The sequence below is a fragment of the Escherichia sp. E1130 genome (assembly GCF_005781065.1).
In the GTDB taxonomy this organism is placed as follows: Bacteria; Pseudomonadota; Gammaproteobacteria; order Enterobacterales; family Enterobacteriaceae; genus Escherichia.
Genome location: NZ_VATL01000023.1, coordinates 80,530 through 98,187, shown reverse-complemented (window position 1 = coordinate 98,187; position 17,658 = coordinate 80,530). Strand labels below are relative to the sequence as shown.

14 protein-coding genes and 7 tRNA genes are annotated in these 17,658 nt (G+C 51.1%); 15 read left to right on the top strand and 6 right to left on the bottom strand.

What is annotated here, in order from left to right:
• Nucleotides 1-17 precede the first annotated feature (17 nt).
• Nucleotides 18-104 carry a fur leader peptide gene (gene uof, locus FEK66_RS20360; RefSeq protein ID WP_010380762.1) on the top strand — a complete coding sequence of 29 codons (87 nt, stop codon included), beginning with the start codon at nucleotides 18-20 and terminating at the stop codon, nucleotides 102-104.
• The gene (gene fur, locus FEK66_RS20355) at nucleotides 97-543 is read left to right on the top strand and encodes a ferric iron uptake transcriptional regulator (protein WP_000131706.1); all 447 of its coding nucleotides are present in this window, start codon (nucleotides 97-99) and stop codon (nucleotides 541-543) included. The genes uof and fur overlap by 8 nt, the downstream gene beginning before the upstream one ends.
• 83 nt (nucleotides 544-626) lie before the next feature.
• Here the strand turns inward: fur and chiQ are convergent, their stop codons facing one another.
• The 4 genes from chiQ to nagE form a co-directional block, all read right to left on the bottom strand.
• Nucleotides 627-953 (bottom strand): ChiQ/YbfN family lipoprotein, encoded by a 327-nt coding sequence (gene chiQ, locus FEK66_RS20350; protein ID WP_000733594.1) that lies wholly within the window; start codon nucleotides 951-953, stop codon nucleotides 627-629.
• A gap of 49 nt (nucleotides 954-1,002) precedes the next feature.
• The gene (gene chiP / locus FEK66_RS20345; protein WP_131162589.1) at nucleotides 1,003-2,409 is read right to left on the bottom strand and encodes a chitoporin; all 1,407 of its coding nucleotides are present in this window, start codon (nucleotides 2,407-2,409) and stop codon (nucleotides 1,003-1,005) included.
• 578 nt (nucleotides 2,410-2,987) lie between these two features.
• Nucleotides 2,988-4,652, bottom strand: a complete 1,665-nt coding sequence (gene glnS / locus FEK66_RS20340) for a glutamine--tRNA ligase (RefSeq protein WP_130209822.1) — start codon at nucleotides 4,650-4,652, stop codon at nucleotides 2,988-2,990.
• Between the two features lie 203 nt (nucleotides 4,653-4,855).
• Nucleotides 4,856-6,802, bottom strand: a complete 1,947-nt coding sequence (nagE, locus tag FEK66_RS20335) for a PTS N-acetyl glucosamine transporter subunit IIABC (RefSeq protein WP_135493540.1) — start codon at nucleotides 6,800-6,802, stop codon at nucleotides 4,856-4,858.
• 333 nt (nucleotides 6,803-7,135) lie between these two features.
• Here nagE and nagB point away from each other — a divergent pair, with 333 nt between their 5' ends.
• The 5 genes from nagB (at nucleotide 7,136) to asnB (ending at nucleotide 13,096) form a co-directional block, all read left to right on the top strand.
• Nucleotides 7,136-7,936, top strand: coding sequence for a glucosamine-6-phosphate deaminase (gene nagB, locus FEK66_RS20330; protein WP_001237072.1), 801 nt, complete (start codon nucleotides 7,136-7,138; stop codon nucleotides 7,934-7,936).
• A gap of 61 nt (nucleotides 7,937-7,997) precedes the next feature.
• Nucleotides 7,998-9,146 (top strand): N-acetylglucosamine-6-phosphate deacetylase, encoded by a 1,149-nt coding sequence (gene nagA, locus FEK66_RS20325; protein WP_130259012.1) that lies wholly within the window; start codon nucleotides 7,998-8,000, stop codon nucleotides 9,144-9,146.
• A gap of 8 nt (nucleotides 9,147-9,154) precedes the next feature.
• Nucleotides 9,155-10,375, top strand: a complete 1,221-nt coding sequence (gene nagC, locus FEK66_RS20320) for a DNA-binding transcriptional regulator NagC (protein ID WP_130260227.1) — start codon at nucleotides 9,155-9,157, stop codon at nucleotides 10,373-10,375.
• Nucleotides 10,376-10,422: 47 nt separating this feature from the next.
• Nucleotides 10,423-11,175 (top strand): ribonucleotide monophosphatase NagD, encoded by a 753-nt coding sequence (nagD, locus tag FEK66_RS20315; protein WP_000153129.1) that lies wholly within the window; start codon nucleotides 10,423-10,425, stop codon nucleotides 11,173-11,175.
• 256 nt (nucleotides 11,176-11,431) lie between these two features.
• Entirely contained in the window at nucleotides 11,432-13,096 is a 1,665-nt protein-coding gene (gene asnB / locus FEK66_RS20310; protein WP_000337081.1) for an asparagine synthase B, read from the top strand.
• Nucleotides 13,097-13,137: 41 nt separating this feature from the next.
• On the opposite strand, the gene FEK66_RS20305 is transcribed toward asnB, so the two are convergent.
• A complete protein-coding gene (locus tag FEK66_RS20305) occupies nucleotides 13,138-13,575 on the bottom strand; it encodes a hypothetical protein (RefSeq protein ID WP_135493539.1) in 438 nt (145 codons plus the stop codon).
• 333 nt (nucleotides 13,576-13,908) lie between these two features.
• Between FEK66_RS20305 and FEK66_RS20300 the strand changes: the two genes are divergently transcribed.
• From FEK66_RS20300 to FEK66_RS20270, 7 genes are all read left to right on the top strand, one after another.
• Nucleotides 13,909-13,985, top strand: a tRNA-Met gene (locus tag FEK66_RS20300).
• Between the two features lie 9 nt (nucleotides 13,986-13,994).
• Nucleotides 13,995-14,079: transfer RNA gene (locus FEK66_RS20295), tRNA-Leu, on the top strand.
• A 23-nt stretch (nucleotides 14,080-14,102) separates the two neighbouring features.
• Nucleotides 14,103-14,177 (top strand) — tRNA-Gln (locus tag FEK66_RS20290).
• 34 nt (nucleotides 14,178-14,211) lie between these two features.
• A tRNA-Gln gene (locus tag FEK66_RS20285) sits at nucleotides 14,212-14,286 on the top strand.
• 15 nt (nucleotides 14,287-14,301) lie between these two features.
• A tRNA-Met gene (locus FEK66_RS20280) sits at nucleotides 14,302-14,378 on the top strand.
• Nucleotides 14,379-14,426: 48 nt separating this feature from the next.
• Nucleotides 14,427-14,501 (top strand) — tRNA-Gln (locus FEK66_RS20275).
• A 37-nt stretch (nucleotides 14,502-14,538) separates the two neighbouring features.
• Nucleotides 14,539-14,613 (top strand) — tRNA-Gln (locus tag FEK66_RS20270).
• 153 nt (nucleotides 14,614-14,766) lie between these two features.
• Here FEK66_RS20270 and ubiF read toward each other — a convergent pair.
• Nucleotides 14,767-15,942, bottom strand: a complete 1,176-nt coding sequence (ubiF, locus tag FEK66_RS20265; RefSeq protein WP_135406198.1) for a 3-demethoxyubiquinol 3-hydroxylase — start codon at nucleotides 15,940-15,942, stop codon at nucleotides 14,767-14,769.
• A 145-nt stretch (nucleotides 15,943-16,087) separates the two neighbouring features.
• On the opposite strand from ubiF, the gene miaB reads away from it, so the two are divergent.
• On the top strand, nucleotides 16,088-17,512 hold the full coding sequence (gene miaB / locus FEK66_RS20260) for a tRNA (N6-isopentenyl adenosine(37)-C2)-methylthiotransferase MiaB (protein WP_000162740.1): 1,425 nt from the start codon (nucleotides 16,088-16,090) through the stop codon (nucleotides 17,510-17,512).
• Nucleotides 17,513-17,658 lie beyond the last annotated feature (146 nt).

Below are 17,658 nucleotides of genomic sequence, written 5' to 3'. Positions count from 1 at the left end.
GGCATGGCAAATCTATAATGATACGCATTATCTCAAGAGCAAATTCTGTCACTTCTTTTAATGAAGTGAACCGCTTAGTAACAGGACAGATTCCGCATGACTGATAACAATACCGCCCTAAAGAAAGCTGGCCTGAAAGTAACGCTTCCTCGCTTAAAAATCCTGGAAGTTCTTCAGGAGCCGGACAACCATCACGTCAGTGCGGAAGATTTATACAAACGTCTGATCGATATGGGTGAAGAAATTGGTCTGGCTACGGTATATCGTGTACTGAACCAGTTTGACGACGCCGGTATCGTCACCCGCCACAATTTTGAAGGCGGTAAATCCGTATTTGAACTGACTCAACAACATCACCACGATCATCTGATCTGCCTCGACTGCGGAAAGGTTATCGAATTTAGTGATGAATCTATCGAAGCGCGTCAGCGTGAAATTGCCGCGAAGCATGGCATTCGCCTGACTAACCATAGTCTCTATCTTTACGGTCACTGTGCCGAAGGCGATTGCCGCGAAGATGAGCACGCGCACGAAGGCAAATAAGCCAGCCTGAACGAAAAAAGCCAACCTGCGGGTTGGCTTTTTTATACAAGGGAAATAAGAAAAGCGAGAGTTACAGCCCTCACTTATTTGTTATTACTGCGAATTTCCTGCCAGACCTTATCACAATCGGCTTTCACTGCCTGGTCATTACCGGTTTGCGTTGCCTGGATGCACTGCTGATAATCCAGCACGCGGACACTTTCCTGCTCGGCAAATTGCTGATGTTGTTTCTCTTTCTTCAGCACGTTTAACACGCTCTGACAGGCTTCAATTTTTTCCGGCGAACCTTGCGCGGTATTGATACAGGCGCTGTACGCCTCTTTCAGACGACTGTCTTCCTGTGGCGCGGTTGATTGCGCACAAGCCACCAGCCCCGATGCCATCATGGCGATGAGAATCAGTTTTTTCATAGCGAATTCCTCAAATGTGCGGCAGGCACAAAACCTGCCGCGTCGGGCATCAGAAGATGGTGAATGGTGCGATTACCATGAATTTCACGTCGCGCTCATCCTGGAAGATGTTACCGTAACCGCCGCCCCAGCTTGGGATGTCGGAGTGGTTGTCGTATTCGGTGAAGTGTAGTTTGAACATCGTGCCCTTGGCACGACCGTCCTGAATGGTGTAGACCGCATCCAGGCTGTAAGCTGACTCTTCGATAGTCCGGTTCTTGTCGTAGTACGCATCCGGATTGCTCTGCCAGGTCGCAGGTTTAGCATCCCATGCGTAAACGTAGGAAGCGCCGATGGCGAAGCCTGGAAGATTCCAGTTTTTCAGGTCATACATCGCGCCGAAGAAGACCGCTTTTTCGCCGTTGGCGTTAAAGTCAGAACGGTTATCCCACCAGATATCCAGGCGACCGTTCGAGGAAGCATAGGTTGGCGTCATACGTTGCAGGAAGTATCCCTGCTGACCGTCTGCTTTAACCCAGGTGCCTTCGAGGCGTAAATCCACTACGTCAGCCGCCCGGTAACCAAAGGTCAACGCTTGCAGCCAGGCAGTGCCATCGTAAAGATCGTTGACGCTGCGATCGTCAACTTTATCGCGCGTACCGTAGAACTGGTAGCTGGTGGTTAACGGGCTACCGGCGATATCAAATTTGTAGCTAGCTTTGGCAAAATACTGATCGATATACCCTTCCGCCTGACCAAACGCCGCTTCCAGCACGAAGTTATTTTTGAAGTCGTATTTCGCACCGATGGAGTGCAGATAATCAACTTTAGTGGTCTTATCGTTCTGATAAAACTCATCCATTTCCAGATGCCACGGCGCTTTGTATTCGTTGGTCCACATGTAGGAGAAACTCAACGCACCAGCATCGCCGTAATCAAAATTGGCCCCGGCTTCCGCGCCCTGATAGGTACCCGGCATAAAGCTCCAGTGCGGCGCTAACAGCGTTTGACCAGTTGGCTGAATGTAACCTGCCCTCGCCCACACCGGACCGTATTTAAATTTGGCCGCTGCTTTATACAGGCTTATACCGCTTTTATCGCCGGACCAGTCTTCGTCATAGGCCTTATTACTTTTTGAAAACGCGATTTCGTTCGGGTGGGAGCTGTCGCCATTTTCCGCCATTTCAATCGCCGTAAACGCGGCAATATCAAGGCCGAACATATCAGCAGCATAACCGGACTGAAAATCGAGGTTGGCATTCCAGGTGGAGTGAGAAAGGTTGGTTTTGTATTTGTCGCCGTCGGTAACATCTTTACGGTCGCGTTCACGCTGCCAGTAATAGATACCGCCGGTTAAGGTTGAATCGTCGATGAATCCTTCGGCGCGAGCCTCCGGCATTGCCACCAGGCCCGACATTGCTGTAACACCGGCGATAGCCAGCGCCAGCGTACTACGTTTGCCACTAAACGTACGCATGGGTTAATCCTCTTTGACGTATAAATTGCTGCACCACAGGTGAACAGCGAAAAAAATAAAAATTAAAAAAGTAGCGTTGAGAAAAGTCTCGCTGACTACAGGAATAGACTATTTTTCGCGACGCGAATTATCAATCTCTTTCTGTAACGAGAATGTAAGAACATGAGCAACCGCACATATTTTGATGATTTTTGTTACAAGGTTTAAATGTGTACCAGGCGAGCGGGTAGAAGAAAAAATATGTGGCTTTCCAGTAAGATGAAAGGGGTTACATTTAAATTAATTATAATTTGTGATTTTAAATTTGTTGCATGAATAAATTGCGAAGCGAAATTAATTCGCGAAGAAAAGCAGAAAAAAAGCCGCTGAACGCGGCGTTTTGAATTGTTTGCATGTTTCTTGCCGGATGCGGCATGAACGCCTTATCCGGCCTACAAAAGCACGCAAGTTCAATATATTGCAGAGATCACGTAGGCCTGATAAGCGTAGCGCATCAGGCAGTTTAGCGTTTGAAACTGTTTGTCTGTTCCTTGCCGGATGCGGTGTAAACGCCACACCCGGCCTGGTAGAACTTAAAATTACTCGCCTACTTTCGCCCAGGTATCACGCAGCCCAACGGTGCGGTTAAATACCGGTTTTTCCGCTGTGGAATGGCGGCTGTCGAGGCAGAAGTAGCCTTCACGCTCAAACTGGAATGCTTTACCTGCCACTGCATCTTTCAAAGACGGTTCAGCAAAGCCCTGTTTGATGACCAGAGAATCCTGGTTAATCACCGACAGGAAATCATCCGCAGCGCCGGGGTTCGGTACACTGAACAGACGATCGTACAGGCGGATTTCAACCGGCAGCGCATGTGCCGCGCTTACCCAGTGAATAACGCCTTTGACTTTACGACCATCAGCCGGATCTTTGCTTAAGGTGTCGGCGTCATAAGTACAGAAGATGGTGGTGATATTGCCTTCGGCATCTTTCTCCACGCGTTCCGCTTTAATCACGTAAGCATTACGCAGACGCACTTCTTTACCCAGCACCAGACGTTTGTACTGCTTGTTAGCTTCTTCGCGGAAATCGGCGCGATCGATCCAAATCTCACCGCTAAACGGCACCTGACGGCTGCCCATTTCCGGTTTATTCGGATGGTTCGGCATGGTGACCATTTCGCCTTCGCCCTGATAGTTTTCGATAACCAGTTTCACCGGATCGATAACTGCCATTGCACGCGGCGCGTTCTCGTTGAGGTCTTCACGAATGCAGGATTCCAGCGACGCCATCTCAATGGTGTTGTCCTGCTTGGTCACGCCAATGCGTTTACAGAACTCACGAATAGAAGCCGCAGTGTAACCACGACGACGCAGACCGGAAATGGTCGGCATACGTGGATCATCCCAACCTTCTACGTGCTTGTCGGTGACCAGTTGGTTCAGCTTACGCTTGGACATCACGGTGTATTCCAGATTCAGGCGCGAAAATTCGTACTGGCGCGGATGAACAGGAATGGTGATGTTGTCCAGTACCCAGTCGTACAGACGACGGTTATCCTGGAACTCCAGCGTACACAGAGAGTGCGTAATGCCTTCCAGCGCATCGCTGATGCAGTGGGTGAAGTCGTACATCGGGTAGATGCACCACTTGTTGCCGGTCTGGTGGTGTTCAGCAAACTTAATGCGGTACAGCACCGGATCGCGCATAACGATAAACGGCGAAGCCATGTCGATTTTCGCGCGCAGGCAGGCTTTACCTTCTTCAAAACCACCGGTACGCATTTTTTCGAACAGCGCCAGGTTCTCTTCAACGCTGCGGTCGCGGTACGGGCTGTTTTTACCCGGCTGCGTCAGAGTGCCACGATATTCGCGGATCTGTTCCGGCGTCAGCTCATCGACATACGCCAGGCCTTTATTGATCAGTTCAACAGCATAGGCGTGGAGCTGATCAAAATAATCGGAGGAGTAACGGACGTTACCAGACCAGTGAAAACCTAACCACTCTACGTCGTTTTTGATCGACTCGACGTACTCAATATCTTCTTTTACCGGGTTAGTGTCGTCGAAACGCAGGTTGCACTGGCCTTTATAGTCCTGGGCGATCCCGAAGTTCAGGCAGATAGATTTCGCATGGCCAATATGCAGATAGCCATTCGGCTCCGGCGGGAAACGGGTGTGTACTGTGGTGTGCTTACCACTGGCCAGATCTTCATCGATGATCTGACGAATAAAGTTAGTCGGGCGGGCTTCTGCCTCACTCATCGTGGATTCCTCAAAGCGTAAACAACGTATAACGGCGTATGATCTTATAAGCGGGACAGGCTGACAACTGTTAGTTAGAGAAAATCGAAAAATCTAACAGAGATTATGGGGATGATTGATGAAAAAAAAAGCGGCAGAGAAGATCTCCACCGCTTGTCATTGTTGGATGCGACGCTCAAGCGTCGCATCTGGCATAAAGCAGATTACTTTTTGATTTCATACAGCGGTGTTTGACCCGCCACAACATGGCCCTGAGCTTTAATGATCAAGCCACTGAAATCGTCGATATTGCTGCAAACCACCGGGCTAATCATCGAACGGGCGTTAGCGTTCAGGTAATCCAGATCCATTTCCAGAATCGGTTGCCCTGCGCTTACCTGCGCGCCCTCTTCCACCAAACGTTTAAAGCCTTTACCTTCCAGCGCTACGGTGTCGATACCCATGTGGACGACAATCTCCGCGCCTTTTTCGGTTTCCAGGCAGAACGCGTGGTTGGTGTTGAAGATTTTCACGATGGTTCCCGCCGCTGGTGCTACAACGATCTTATCCGTCGGTTTCACCGCCACACCGTCGCCCACAGCTTTGCTGGCGAACGCTTCGTCTGGCACCTGATCCAGTGCGACAACATCACCGGTAATTGGCGATACCAGCTCAGCGATAGACACTGCGTTTGGTACAGCCTGCGGTTTCGCTACCGGAGCGGCAGTTGCCGGAGCAGCTTCAGCAGAAGCAGCAGCTACCGGGCCACGAGCAACGACTTTCTTCATCGCATCGCCGATGGATTCTGCTTTCGCGCCGACAATCACCTGGATGGTCTGTTTGTTCAGTTTCACCACACCAGAAGCACCCAGACGTTTACACATCGCATCGTTGACACGTGCTGAGTCAGCCACAGTCAAGCGCAGACGAGTAATACAGGCGTCAATCGCTTTTAGATTGTCACTACCACCAACTGCCGCAATGTAGTTGGTTGCCAGTTGAGTTAAGCCTTCTTCGGTATTGCTGTTCGCTTCTTCAGTAACGATCTCGTCATCTTTATCTTCACGACCTGGCGTTTTCAGGTTGAACATACGGATAACCGCACTGAACACCACAAAGTAGATAGCGAAGAAAACAACGCCCATCACCAGCAGCATCCAGACATTCTGGCTGGCTGCTGGCAGGTTGTACATCAACGCGTAGTCGATAGCGCCCGCAGAGAAGGAGAAGCCCGCGTGGATCCCCAGCAACGTTGCCACAAACAGACTGATACCGGTCAGCAGTGCGTGCAGGAGGTACAGCAACGGCGCAAGGAACATGAACAGGAATTCCAGCGGCTCAGTCACACCTGTCAGGAACGCGGTGATAGCAACAGAAAGCAGCATCCCGCCAACCATCGGGCGACGCTCTTTCGGTGCTGCGAAGTACATCGCCAGCGCCGCACCTGGCAGACCGAACATCATGATCGGGAAGAAGCCAGACATGAACATCCCCGCAGTGCCGTCGCCCGCATAGAAGCGGTTGATGTCACCGTGGAAAACCGTGCCCGCAGCGTTGGTGAATTCACCAATCTGGAACCAGGCGATGGTGTTCAGTACCTGATGCAGACCGGTTGGGATCAGCAGACGGTTGATGAAACCAAAGATACCGGAACCCAGCGCGCCCGCAGAAACGATCCACTCGCCGCCTGCATGGATAGCGTGCTGTACCGGCGGCCAGACGTAACCAAAAATGGCTGCCAGCACCAGGCAGAAGAAGCCGGTGGCGATCGGCACAAAACGTTTGCCGCCGAAGAAGCTCAGGAAGTCCGGCAGTTTAATATCAGACCAACGGTTATAGGCTGCACCACCGACCAGACCGGTAATGATACCTGCCAGAACCCCCATGTTAATTTCTGGGTTGATGGTCACCATCGCTTTAGTTAACACAAAGTAACCAACCGCACCCGCCAGCGCCGCTGCACCTGCACTGTCTTTGGACCAGCTGGAGGCCACGCCGATCGCAAAGATCAACGCCAGGTTATCAAAAATCGCGCCGCCTGCCTGGGCAATAAACGCAACATTAAGTAAATCTGGCTGGCCGAATCGCAGCAACAGTGCCGCCACCGGCAGCACCGCGATAGGGAGCTGTAACGCCCTACCGAGTCGCTGGAAAAAACCTAAAATATTCATCTTATTCCCCCTACGAGAACTCTATTTGGCTCGTTTAAAGCCGTATTTTTATTTTGCAGCAAATTGTACTGCCGATGTTCTGTAATCATATTGTTAGATCATCTGCTACAGAGTGTGTGAAAATTTAATTCGTACCGCAAATTAAACGCGCGTCTTTTGTGAGTTTTGTCACCAAATATCGTTATCATTACTCCCTTTTACTGGCTAAACCAGAAAACTTATTTTATCATTCAAAAAATCAGGTCGGATTGACGCCTGTCTGCGCAAATCCAGGTTACGCTTAAAGATGCCTAATCCGCCAACGGCTTACTTTTTACTTACTTGAGGTGAATAATGAGACTGATCCCCCTGACTACCGCTGAACAGGTCGGCAAATGGGCTGCTCGCCATATCGTTAATCGTATTAATGCGTTCAAACCGACTGCCGATCGTCCGTTTGTGCTTGGCCTGCCGACTGGCGGCACGCCGATGACCACCTATAAAGCGTTAGTCGAAATGCATAAAGCAGGCCAGGTCAGCTTTAAGCACGTTGTCACCTTCAACATGGACGAATATGTCGGTCTGCCGAAAGAGCATCCGGAAAGCTACTACAGTTTTATGCACCGTAACTTCTTCGATCACGTTGATATTCCAGCAGAAAATATCAACCTTCTCAACGGCAATGCCCCAGATATCGACGCCGAATGCCGCCAGTATGAAGAAAAAATCCGCTCTTACGGTAAAATCCACCTGTTTATGGGCGGTGTAGGTAACGACGGTCACATTGCATTTAACGAACCGGCCTCTTCTCTTGCCTCTCGCACCCGTATCAAAACCCTGACACATGACACTCGCGTCGCAAACTCTCGTTTCTTTGATAACGATGTTAATCAGGTGCCAAAATATGCGCTGACCGTAGGTGTGGGTACACTGCTGGATGCCGAAGAAGTGATGATTCTGGTGCTGGGCAGCCAGAAAGCACTGGCACTGCAGGCTGCCGTTGAAGGTTGCGTTAACCACATGTGGACCATCAGCTGTCTGCAACTGCATCCGAAAGCCATCATGGTGTGTGATGAACCTTCCACCATGGAGCTGAAAGTTAAGACTTTAAGATATTTCAACGAATTAGAAGCAGAAAATATCAAAGGTCTGTAATTGTTATCCCTGCCCTGACGCCTTGCTCAGGGCATTATTATTTTTGAAATCGGGGGTCGGAATGTATGCATTAACCCAGGGCCGGATCTTTACCGGTCATGAATTTCTTGATGACCATGCAGTTGTTATCGCTGATGGCCTGATTAAAAGCGTCTGCCCAGTAGCGGAACTGCCGCCAGAGATTGAACAACGTTCACTGAACGGGGCCATTCTCTCCCCCGGTTTTATCGATGTGCAGTTAAACGGCTGCGGCGGCGTGCAGTTCAACGATACCGCTGAAGCGGTCAGCGTGGAAACGCTGGAAATCATGCAGAAAGCCAATGAGAAATCAGGCTGCACTAACTATTTGCCGACGCTTATCACCACCAGCGATGACCTGATGAAACAGGGCGTTCGCGTGATGCGTGAGTACCTGGCAAAACATCCGAATCAGGCATTAGGTTTACACCTGGAAGGCCCATGGCTGAATCTGGTGAAAAAAGGTACCCATAATCCGAATTTCGTACGGAAACCGGATGCCGCGCTGGTCGATTTCCTGTGTGAAAACGCCGACGTCATTACCAAAGTGACGCTGGCACCGGAAATGGTTCCTGCGGAAGTCATCAGCAAACTGGCAAATGCCGGGATTGTGGTGTCTGCCGGTCACTCCAATGCAACGTTGAAAGAAGCGAAAGCCGGTTTCCGCGCGGGGATTACCTTTGCCACCCATCTGTACAATGCGATGCCGTATATTACGGGCCGTGAACCGGGCCTGGCGGGCGCGATCCTCGACGAAGCTGACATTTATTGCGGTATTATCGCTGATGGCCTGCATGTTGATTACGCTAACATTCGCAACGCCAAGCGTCTGAAAGGCGACAAACTGTGTCTGGTTACCGACGCCACCGCGCCAGCCGGGGCCAACATTGAACAGTTCATTTTTGCGGGTAAAACAATATACTACCGCAACGGACTTTGTGTGGATGAGAATGGTACGTTAAGTGGTTCATCCTTAACCATGATTGAAGGCGTGCGTAATCTGGTTGAACATTGCGGTATCGCACTGGATGAAGTGCTGCGTATGGCGACGCTCTATCCGGCTCGTGCGATTGGCGTTGAAAAACGTCTCGGCACGCTCGCCGCAGGTAAAGTGGCCAACCTGACCGCATTCACACCTGATTTTAAAATCACCAGGACTATCGTTAACGGTAACGAGGTCGTAACCCAATAAGAGAAAGTATGACACCAGGCGGACAAGCTCAGATAGGTAATGTTGATCTCGTAAAACAGCTTAACAGCGCGGCGGTTTATCGCCTGATTGACCAGCATGGGCCAATCTCGCGAATTCAGATTGCTGAGCAAAGCCAGCTTGCCCCCGCCAGCGTAACCAAAATTACGCGTCAGCTTATCGAACGCGGGCTGATCAAAGAAGTTGATCAGCAGGCCTCCACCGGAGGCCGCCGCGCTATCTCTATCGTCACCGAAACCCGCAATTTCCACGCAATTGGCGTACGTCTCGGTCGCCACGACGCCACCATCACCCTGTTTGATCTCAGCAGCAAAGTTCTGGCAGAAGAACATTACCCGCTACCGGAACGTACCCAGCAGACGCTGGAACATGCCCTGCTGAATGCCATTACTCAGTTTATTGATAACCACCAGCGCAAGCTGCGGGAGCTGATCGCCATTTCAGTGATCCTGCCAGGACTGGTCGATCCGGACAGCGGCAAAATTCACTACATGCCGCATATTCAGGTGGAAAACTGGGGGCTGGTTGAAGCACTGGAAGAACGTTTTAAAGTGACCTGTTATGTCGGCCACGATATCCGCAGCCTGGCGCTGGCAGAGCACTACTTCGGTGCAAGTCAGGATTGCGAAGACTTCATTCTGGTGCGTGTCCATCGCGGAACGGGGGCCGGAATCATCTCTAATGGGCGCATTTTTATTGGCCGCAACGGCAACGTCGGTGAAATTGGCCATATTCAGGTCGAACCGCTGGGTGAACGCTGCCACTGCGGTAACTTTGGCTGCCTGGAAACTATCGCTGCCAACGCTGCCATTGAACAACGGGTGTTGAATTTATTAAAGCAGGGCTACCAGAGCCGTGTGCCACTGGACGACTGCACCATCAAAACTATCTGCAAAGCCGCGAACAAAGGCGATAGCCTGGCCTCGGAAGTGATCGAGTATGTCGGTCGTCATCTGGGCAAAACCATCGCCATTGCTATCAACTTATTTAATCCGCAAAAAATTGTTATCGCTGGTGAGATCACCGAAGCCGATAAAGTGCTGCTCCCTGCTATCGAAAGCTGCATTAATACTCAGGCACTGAAGGCGTTTCGCACTAATCTACCGGTGGTACGTTCTGAGCTGGATCACCGCTCGGCAATCGGCGCTTTTGCGCTGGTAAAACGCGCCATGCTCAACGGTATTTTGCTCCAGCATTTGCTGGAAAATTAATGTGCTTTTATAGTGGCGCTTATTGTTGTCAATATTCTGGGTAGTCCATGACCATTAAAAATGTAATTTGCGATATCGACGGCGTGCTGATGCACGATAACGTCGCCGTACCGGGTGCAGCGGAATTTTTGCACGGGATTATGGATAAAGGCCTGCCGCTGGTGTTGCTGACCAACTATCCTTCGCAGACCGGGCAAGATCTGGCGAACCGCTTTGCCACTGCCGGTGTCGATGTGCCGGACAGCGTGTTTTATACCTCCGCGATGGCAACCGCCGATTTCCTGCGTCGCCAGGAAGGCAAGAAAGCGTATGTGGTGGGCGAAGGCGCGCTGATTCATGAGCTGTACAAAGCTGGTTTTACGATTACCGATGTGAACCCTGATTTTGTGATTGTTGGCGAAACACGCTCCTACAACTGGGACATGATGCATAAAGCGGCCTATTTTGTCGCTAATGGTGCACGCTTTATCGCCACCAACCCAGATACTCACGGACGCGGTTTTTATCCCGCCTGTGGCGCGCTGTGCGCGGGCATTGAGAAAATCTCCGGACGTAAACCGTTCTATGTTGGTAAGCCGAGTCCGTGGATCATCCGCGCGGCATTAAACAAAATGCAGGCGCATTCGGAAGAAACGGTGATTGTCGGCGATAACTTGCGCACCGACATTCTGGCGGGCTTCCAGGCCGGTCTGGAGACGATTCTTGTGCTCTCCGGCGTTTCGTCGCTCGACGATATCGACAGTATGCCGTTCCGCCCAAGCTGGATTTACCCGTCAGTCGCTGAAATCGACGTTATCTGAATAGAAACCACGTCTGCGGACGTGGTTTCTTATTTTTACCCATCATTAAAATTCACCCATTCAATAAAACCCACTAAAAATTATCGAATCATCAACAAACACATCCTTACACCATACCTTTTTTCACTAATCGACAATCACTATTACGTTTTTTATTTTTTCACCGTCAAATCGCTTGCGCACAGTGCTGCTTTGCGGCATTTTTTTAAACAAGCAAACACAACAAGCAACAAATACCAGGTTAACGGAGAAGGTTATGTGTTCAATTTTTGGCGTATTCGATATCAAAACAGACGCAGTTGAGCTGCGGAAGAAAGCACTCGAGCTGTCACGCCTGATGCGTCATCGCGGCCCGGACTGGTCCGGTATTTATGCCAGCGATAACGCCATTCTCGCCCACGAACGTCTGTCAATTGTTGACGTTAACGCGGGGGCGCAACCTCTCTACAACCAACAAAAAACCCACGTACTGGCGGTAAACGGTGAAATCTACAACCACCAGGCATTGCGCGCCGAATATGGCGATCGTTACCAATTCCAAACCGGGTCTGACTGCGAAGTGATCCTCGCGCTGTATCAGGAAAAAGGGCCGGAATTTCTCGACGACTTGCAGGGCATGTTTGCCTTTGCCCTGTACGACAGCGAAAAAGATGCATATCTGATTGGTCGCGACCATCTGGGGATCATCCCACTGTATATGGGGTATGACGAACACGGTCAGCTGTATGTGGCCTCAGAAATGAAAGCCCTGGTGCCAGTATGCCGCACGATTAAAGAGTTCCCGGCGGGGAGCTATTTATGGAGTCAGGACGGCGAAATCCGTTCTTATTATCATCGCGACTGGTTCGACTACGATGCGGTGAAAGATAACGTGACCGACAAAAACGAGCTGCGTCAGGCGCTGGAAGATTCCGTTAAAAGCCATCTGATGTCTGATGTGCCTTACGGTGTGCTGCTCTCGGGGGGACTGGATTCCTCAATTATTTCCGCGATCACCAAGAAATACGCCGCCCGTCGCGTGGAAGATCAGGAACGCTCTGAAGCCTGGTGGCCGCAGTTGCACTCCTTTGCTGTAGGTCTGCCGGGTTCACCGGATCTGAAAGCAGCCCAGGAAGTGGCAAACCATCTGGGCACTGTACATCACGAAATTCACTTCACTGTACAGGAAGGTCTGGATGCCATCCGCGACGTGATTTACCACATCGAAACTTATGATGTGACCACTATTCGCGCTTCAACACCGATGTATTTAATGTCGCGTAAGATCAAGGCGATGGGCATTAAAATGGTGTTGTCCGGTGAAGGTTCTGACGAAGTGTTTGGCGGTTATCTTTACTTCCACAAAGCGCCGAACGCTAAAGAACTGCATGAAGAGACGGTGCGTAAACTGCTGGCCCTGCATATGTATGACTGCGCGCGTGCCAACAAAGCGATGTCAGCCTGGGGCGTGGAAGCACGTGTTCCGTTCCTCGACAAGAAATTCCTCGACGTGGCGATGCGTATTAACCCGCAGGATAAAATGTGCGGTAACGGTAAGATGGAAAAACACATCCTGCGTGAATGTTTTGAGTCGTACCTGCCTGCAAGTGTTGCCTGGCGGCAGAAAGAGCAGTTCTCCGATGGCGTCGGTTACAGTTGGATTGACACACTGAAAGAAGTGGCGGCACAGCAGGTTTCTGATCAGCAACTGGAAACAGCCCGCTTCCGCTTCCCATACAACACGCCGACCTCAAAAGAAGCGTACCTGTACCGGGAGATTTTTGAAGAACTGTTCCCGCTTCCGAGCGCCGCTGAGTGCGTGCCGGGCGGTCCTTCCGTCGCGTGTTCTTCCGCTAAAGCGATTGAGTGGGATGAGGCGTTCAAGAAAATGGACGATCCGTCTGGTCGTGCGGTTGGCGTTCACCAGTCAGCGTATAAATAAGACGTGTAATATTGCCCCGGAGAAATCCGGGGCAATTTCAGTTACTGGGGAGCTTGTTGATTCTGATATGAAGTGAGGAAATGTTCCGGATTTGCTACATCGCTGTCAGATAATTCATTACTGTAAGCGACTGACCAGGTTGCCGATTCCTCCGGGATATGCAGGCTTCCACTTCCCTCTTTCAGGCGTAATAACTCAAAAGATTCACCCTTGATTACAGTGGTATAAGATTTCTCACCTTCCTGTAATACTTTTACTTTGCAGCGAAAAATCTGACCATCGATGTCATTATCAACATGCGATACCTGAACGAGTGCCTCATTAGATGCTTTCGGCCCGATTCGCATCATCCACACCACAGCGCCTTCCTGCCCACGATAGCCAAAAACATATTTACCGATTTCCGGTTTGACCGTATCGGCAAACGCGGATTGCATAAGTATTAAGACACCCATCAACATCATCATAAAACGCAGCATAGTATTCCCTCAATAAATCGCCTGAAGTGATAGCAGAGATGCAGGCGTAGCGATCCCTGCCCTGTCCTGTTGCAACGGGCCAGTATTTCATAGATTAATTTCCCACCACTATTGTTGAATTCCGAATTTCATCCTGTATGACAAAAGAATGGCTGTAGGGTGGGGAAAAAACACAAAGTAAACAATAATTGACGAATATAGCGCCACGCTGTTCGCAACCTAACCAAACAGTCACTTTCGAGCAATTTTCCTTGAAAAAGAGGTTGACGCTGCAAGGCTCTATACGCATAATGCGCCCCGCAACGCCGATAAGGTATCGCGAAAAAAAAAGATGGCTACGTAGCTCAGTTGGTTAGAGCACATCACTCATAATGATGGGGTCACAGGTTCGAATCCCGTCGTAGCCACCATCTTTTTTTGCGGGAGTGGCGAAATTGGTAGACGCACCAGATTTAGGTTCTGGCGCCGCAAGGTGTGCGAGTTCAAGTCTCGCCTCCCGCACCATTCACCAGAAAGCGTTGTACGGATGGGGTATCGCCAAGCGGTAAGGCACCGGTTTTTGATACCGGCATTCCCTGGTTCGAATCCAGGTACCCCAGCCATCTTCTTCGAGTAAGCGGTTCACCGCCCGGTTATTGGGGTATCGCCAAGCGGTAAGGCACCGGTTTTTGATACCGGCATTCCCTGGTTCGAATCCAGGTACCCCAGCCATCGAAGAAATAATCTGGCTACGTAGCTCAGTTGGTTAGAGCACATCACTCATAATGATGGGGTCACAGGTTCGAATCCCGTCGTAGCCACCAAATTCTGAATCTGTCGAATAGATTCGGCAAATTCAAAAACAAATTTGTTGGGGTATCGCCAAGCGGTAAGGCACCGGATTCTGATTCCGGCATTCCGAGGTTCGAATCCTCGTACCCCAGCCAATTTATTCAAGACGCTTACTTTGTAAGTGCACCCAGTTGGGGTATCGCCAAGCGGTAAGGCACCGGATTCTGATTCCGGCATTCCGAGGTTCGAATCCTCGTACCCCAGCCACATTAAAAAAGCTCGCTTCGGCGAGTTTTTTGCTTTTCTGCGTACATTCAATGTCGAATGCGATGTTGATACGTCTTATCCTTCAATGTCGGATGCGACGCTGGCGCGTCTTATCCGACCTACGGTTGGCATGCATCCGGCAATGTTGTAAGGCTACAACCCTAATGCATATTTCAGCGCCTGACGTTTCAACACGCCAGCACGCTCCGCAGCCATTAATCCGAGATTACGCACAAAACGCAGCGGCGGCAGATTATTGCTGAATCCGGCATAAAACAGATCCATACCGCTTTGCATAATGAAGTTATCCGCCATGCGCCGCATCTGGTAACGCTTGAGCACAGGATAACTGGCCCACGCTTCGCCATAGCTGCGGGCGTTGACCAGAACATCAATCAGGGCATCAACATCACGATAACCAAGATTCACCCCCTGCCCCGCCAGCGGATGGATGGTATGCGCGGCATCGCCCACCAGTGCAAGCCCTGGTTGCACATACTGCAACGCATGGCGACGTGTCAGCGGAAACGCACCAGCGGCAAGCGGTGTCACGTAACCCAGACGCGACGGGAAATGCTTCGCGATTTCCGCCTGTAACTGCGCCATATTCATATTCTGCAACTGGCGAATGCGCGCCGGAGAGTCATACCACACCAGCGATGCCCAGTTATCAAACAGCGGCAGAAACGCACGCGGTCCGTCCGGGGTAAATTGCTGCCAGGTGCTGTCGCCGGGATCGTTCTCGCACTGTACGCTAATCAACATACACGACTGCGCATACTGCCAGGCATGAACGCCAATTCCCGCCATCTGCCGCACCTGCGAATTTGCGCCGTCGGCACCAATCACCAGTTTCGCGCGGATCACTTCGCCGCCCTTCAGTTCCAGCTCCTGAAGATCATTATGGCGATGCAGCGCAATCAGCGAGGTTGGCACACGTAACGTCACGTTCGGATGCGCTTCCAGCGCCTGCCAAAGCGCCTGTTGCAGGACAGTGTTTTCTACCATATAGCCCAGCAACGGTAACTTAAGTTCAGCGGCGTCAAACGCCACATGCGCCGTTTCCCACTCCCAGGTTTCCAGTCTGCGGTAAGGATGGCAACGCATAGCCTGTACTGCATCCCAGACACCTAAACCTTTAAGCAATGATACCGAAGCCGCACTAATCGCCGAGATCCGCACATCCGGCTGGCTATCAGCGACAAACGGCGCAGGTTCTGCGTGCTCGATTACCGTTACCGAAAATCCGTGCTGTGCCAGTCCCAGCGCCAGTGCACCGCCGACCATTCCTCCGCCGACAATGGCAATTTCCGTTGGTTGATTTGTCATGGTCAATCATCCTGTTAGCAATATGCTTTAAGTTTACAGGATTTTTACCCCCAAGGGCTGATAACGCTCATACTGGTCACAACGGCAGCAAAGCATTACACTATGCGCCCTGCATTCCTGGCTACTATTTCGCAAGAGCAAGTCGATGACCAAAAAACTCCATATTAAAACCTGGGGCTGTCAGATGAACGAGTACGATTCATCGAAGATGGCCGATCTGCTGGATGCCACCCACGGCTATCAACTGACCGACGTGGCGGAAGAAGCGGATGTGCTGCTGCTGAACACCTGCTCAATCCGCGAGAAGGCTCAGGAAAAAGTCTTCCATCAGTTGGGTCGCTGGAAACTGTTAAAAGAGAAGAATCCGGACCTGATTATCGGCGTCGGTGGCTGCGTGGCATCGCAAGAAGGCGAGCACATTCGCCAGCGCGCCCACTATGTCGATATTATTTTTGGGCCGCAAACGCTGCACCGTCTGCCGGAGATGATCAACTCCGTGCGCGGCGACCGCAGCCCGGTTGTAGATATCAGCTTCCCGGAAATCGAGAAGTTTGACCGTCTGCCGGAACCGCGCGCCGAAGGGCCAACCGCGTTTGTCTCCATCATGGAAGGCTGCAATAAATATTGCACCTACTGCGTGGTGCCTTACACCCGTGGTGAAGAGGTAAGCCGTCCGTCCGACGATATTCTGTTTGAAATTGCCCAGCTTGCGGCTCAGGGCGTGCGTGAAGTCAACCTGCTCGGTCAGAACGTGAACGCCTGGCGTGGTGAAAACTACGACGGCACCACCGGATCGTTTGCCGATCTGCTGCGTCTGGTTGCTGCGATCGACGGGATCGATCGTATTCGCTTTACCACCAGCCATCCGATCGAATTCACCGACGATATCATCGAAGTGTATCGCGACACGCCGGAGCTGGTGAGCTTCCTGCACCTGCCGGTACAGAGCGGTTCCGATCGTATTCTGAACCTGATGGGACGTACTCATACGGCGCTGGAGTACAAAGCGATCATCCGTAAACTGCGTGCGGCGCGTCCGGATATTCAGATCAGTTCTGACTTCATCGTTGGCTTCCCTGGCGAAACCACCGAAGACTTCGAGAAAACGATGAAGCTGATTGCCGACGTCAATTTCGACATGAGCTACAGCTTTATCTTCTCTGCACGTCCGGGTACGCCAGCCGCCGATATGGTTGATGATGTTCCGGAAGAAGAGAAGAAGCAGCGTCTGTATATTCTGCAAGAACGTATCAATCAGCAAGCGATGGCATGGAGCCGCCGGATGCTCGGCACCACCCAGCGTATTCTGGTAGAAGGTACATCGCGTAAGAGCATCATGGAACTTTCCGGGCGTACCGAAAATAACCGCGTGGTCAACTTCGAGGGCACACCGGATATGATCGGTAAATTCGTCGATGTAGAAATTACCGACGTCTACCCGAACTCTCTGCGCGGTAAAGTGGTGCGTACTGAAGATGAAATGGGTCTGCGCGTGGCAGAAACACCGGAATCGGTGATTGCCCGTACCCGCAAAGAAAACGACCTGGGCGTGGGTTATTATCAGCCGTAATTCTCAGGCCCGCCGGTCTGGTAAGTTTTGAGACTGACGACAAACGCAAATTGCCTGATGCGCTACGCTTATCATGCCTACATGATTCCAGCAATATATTGAATTTGCATGAATTTGCAGGCCGGATAAGGCGTTTACGCCGCATC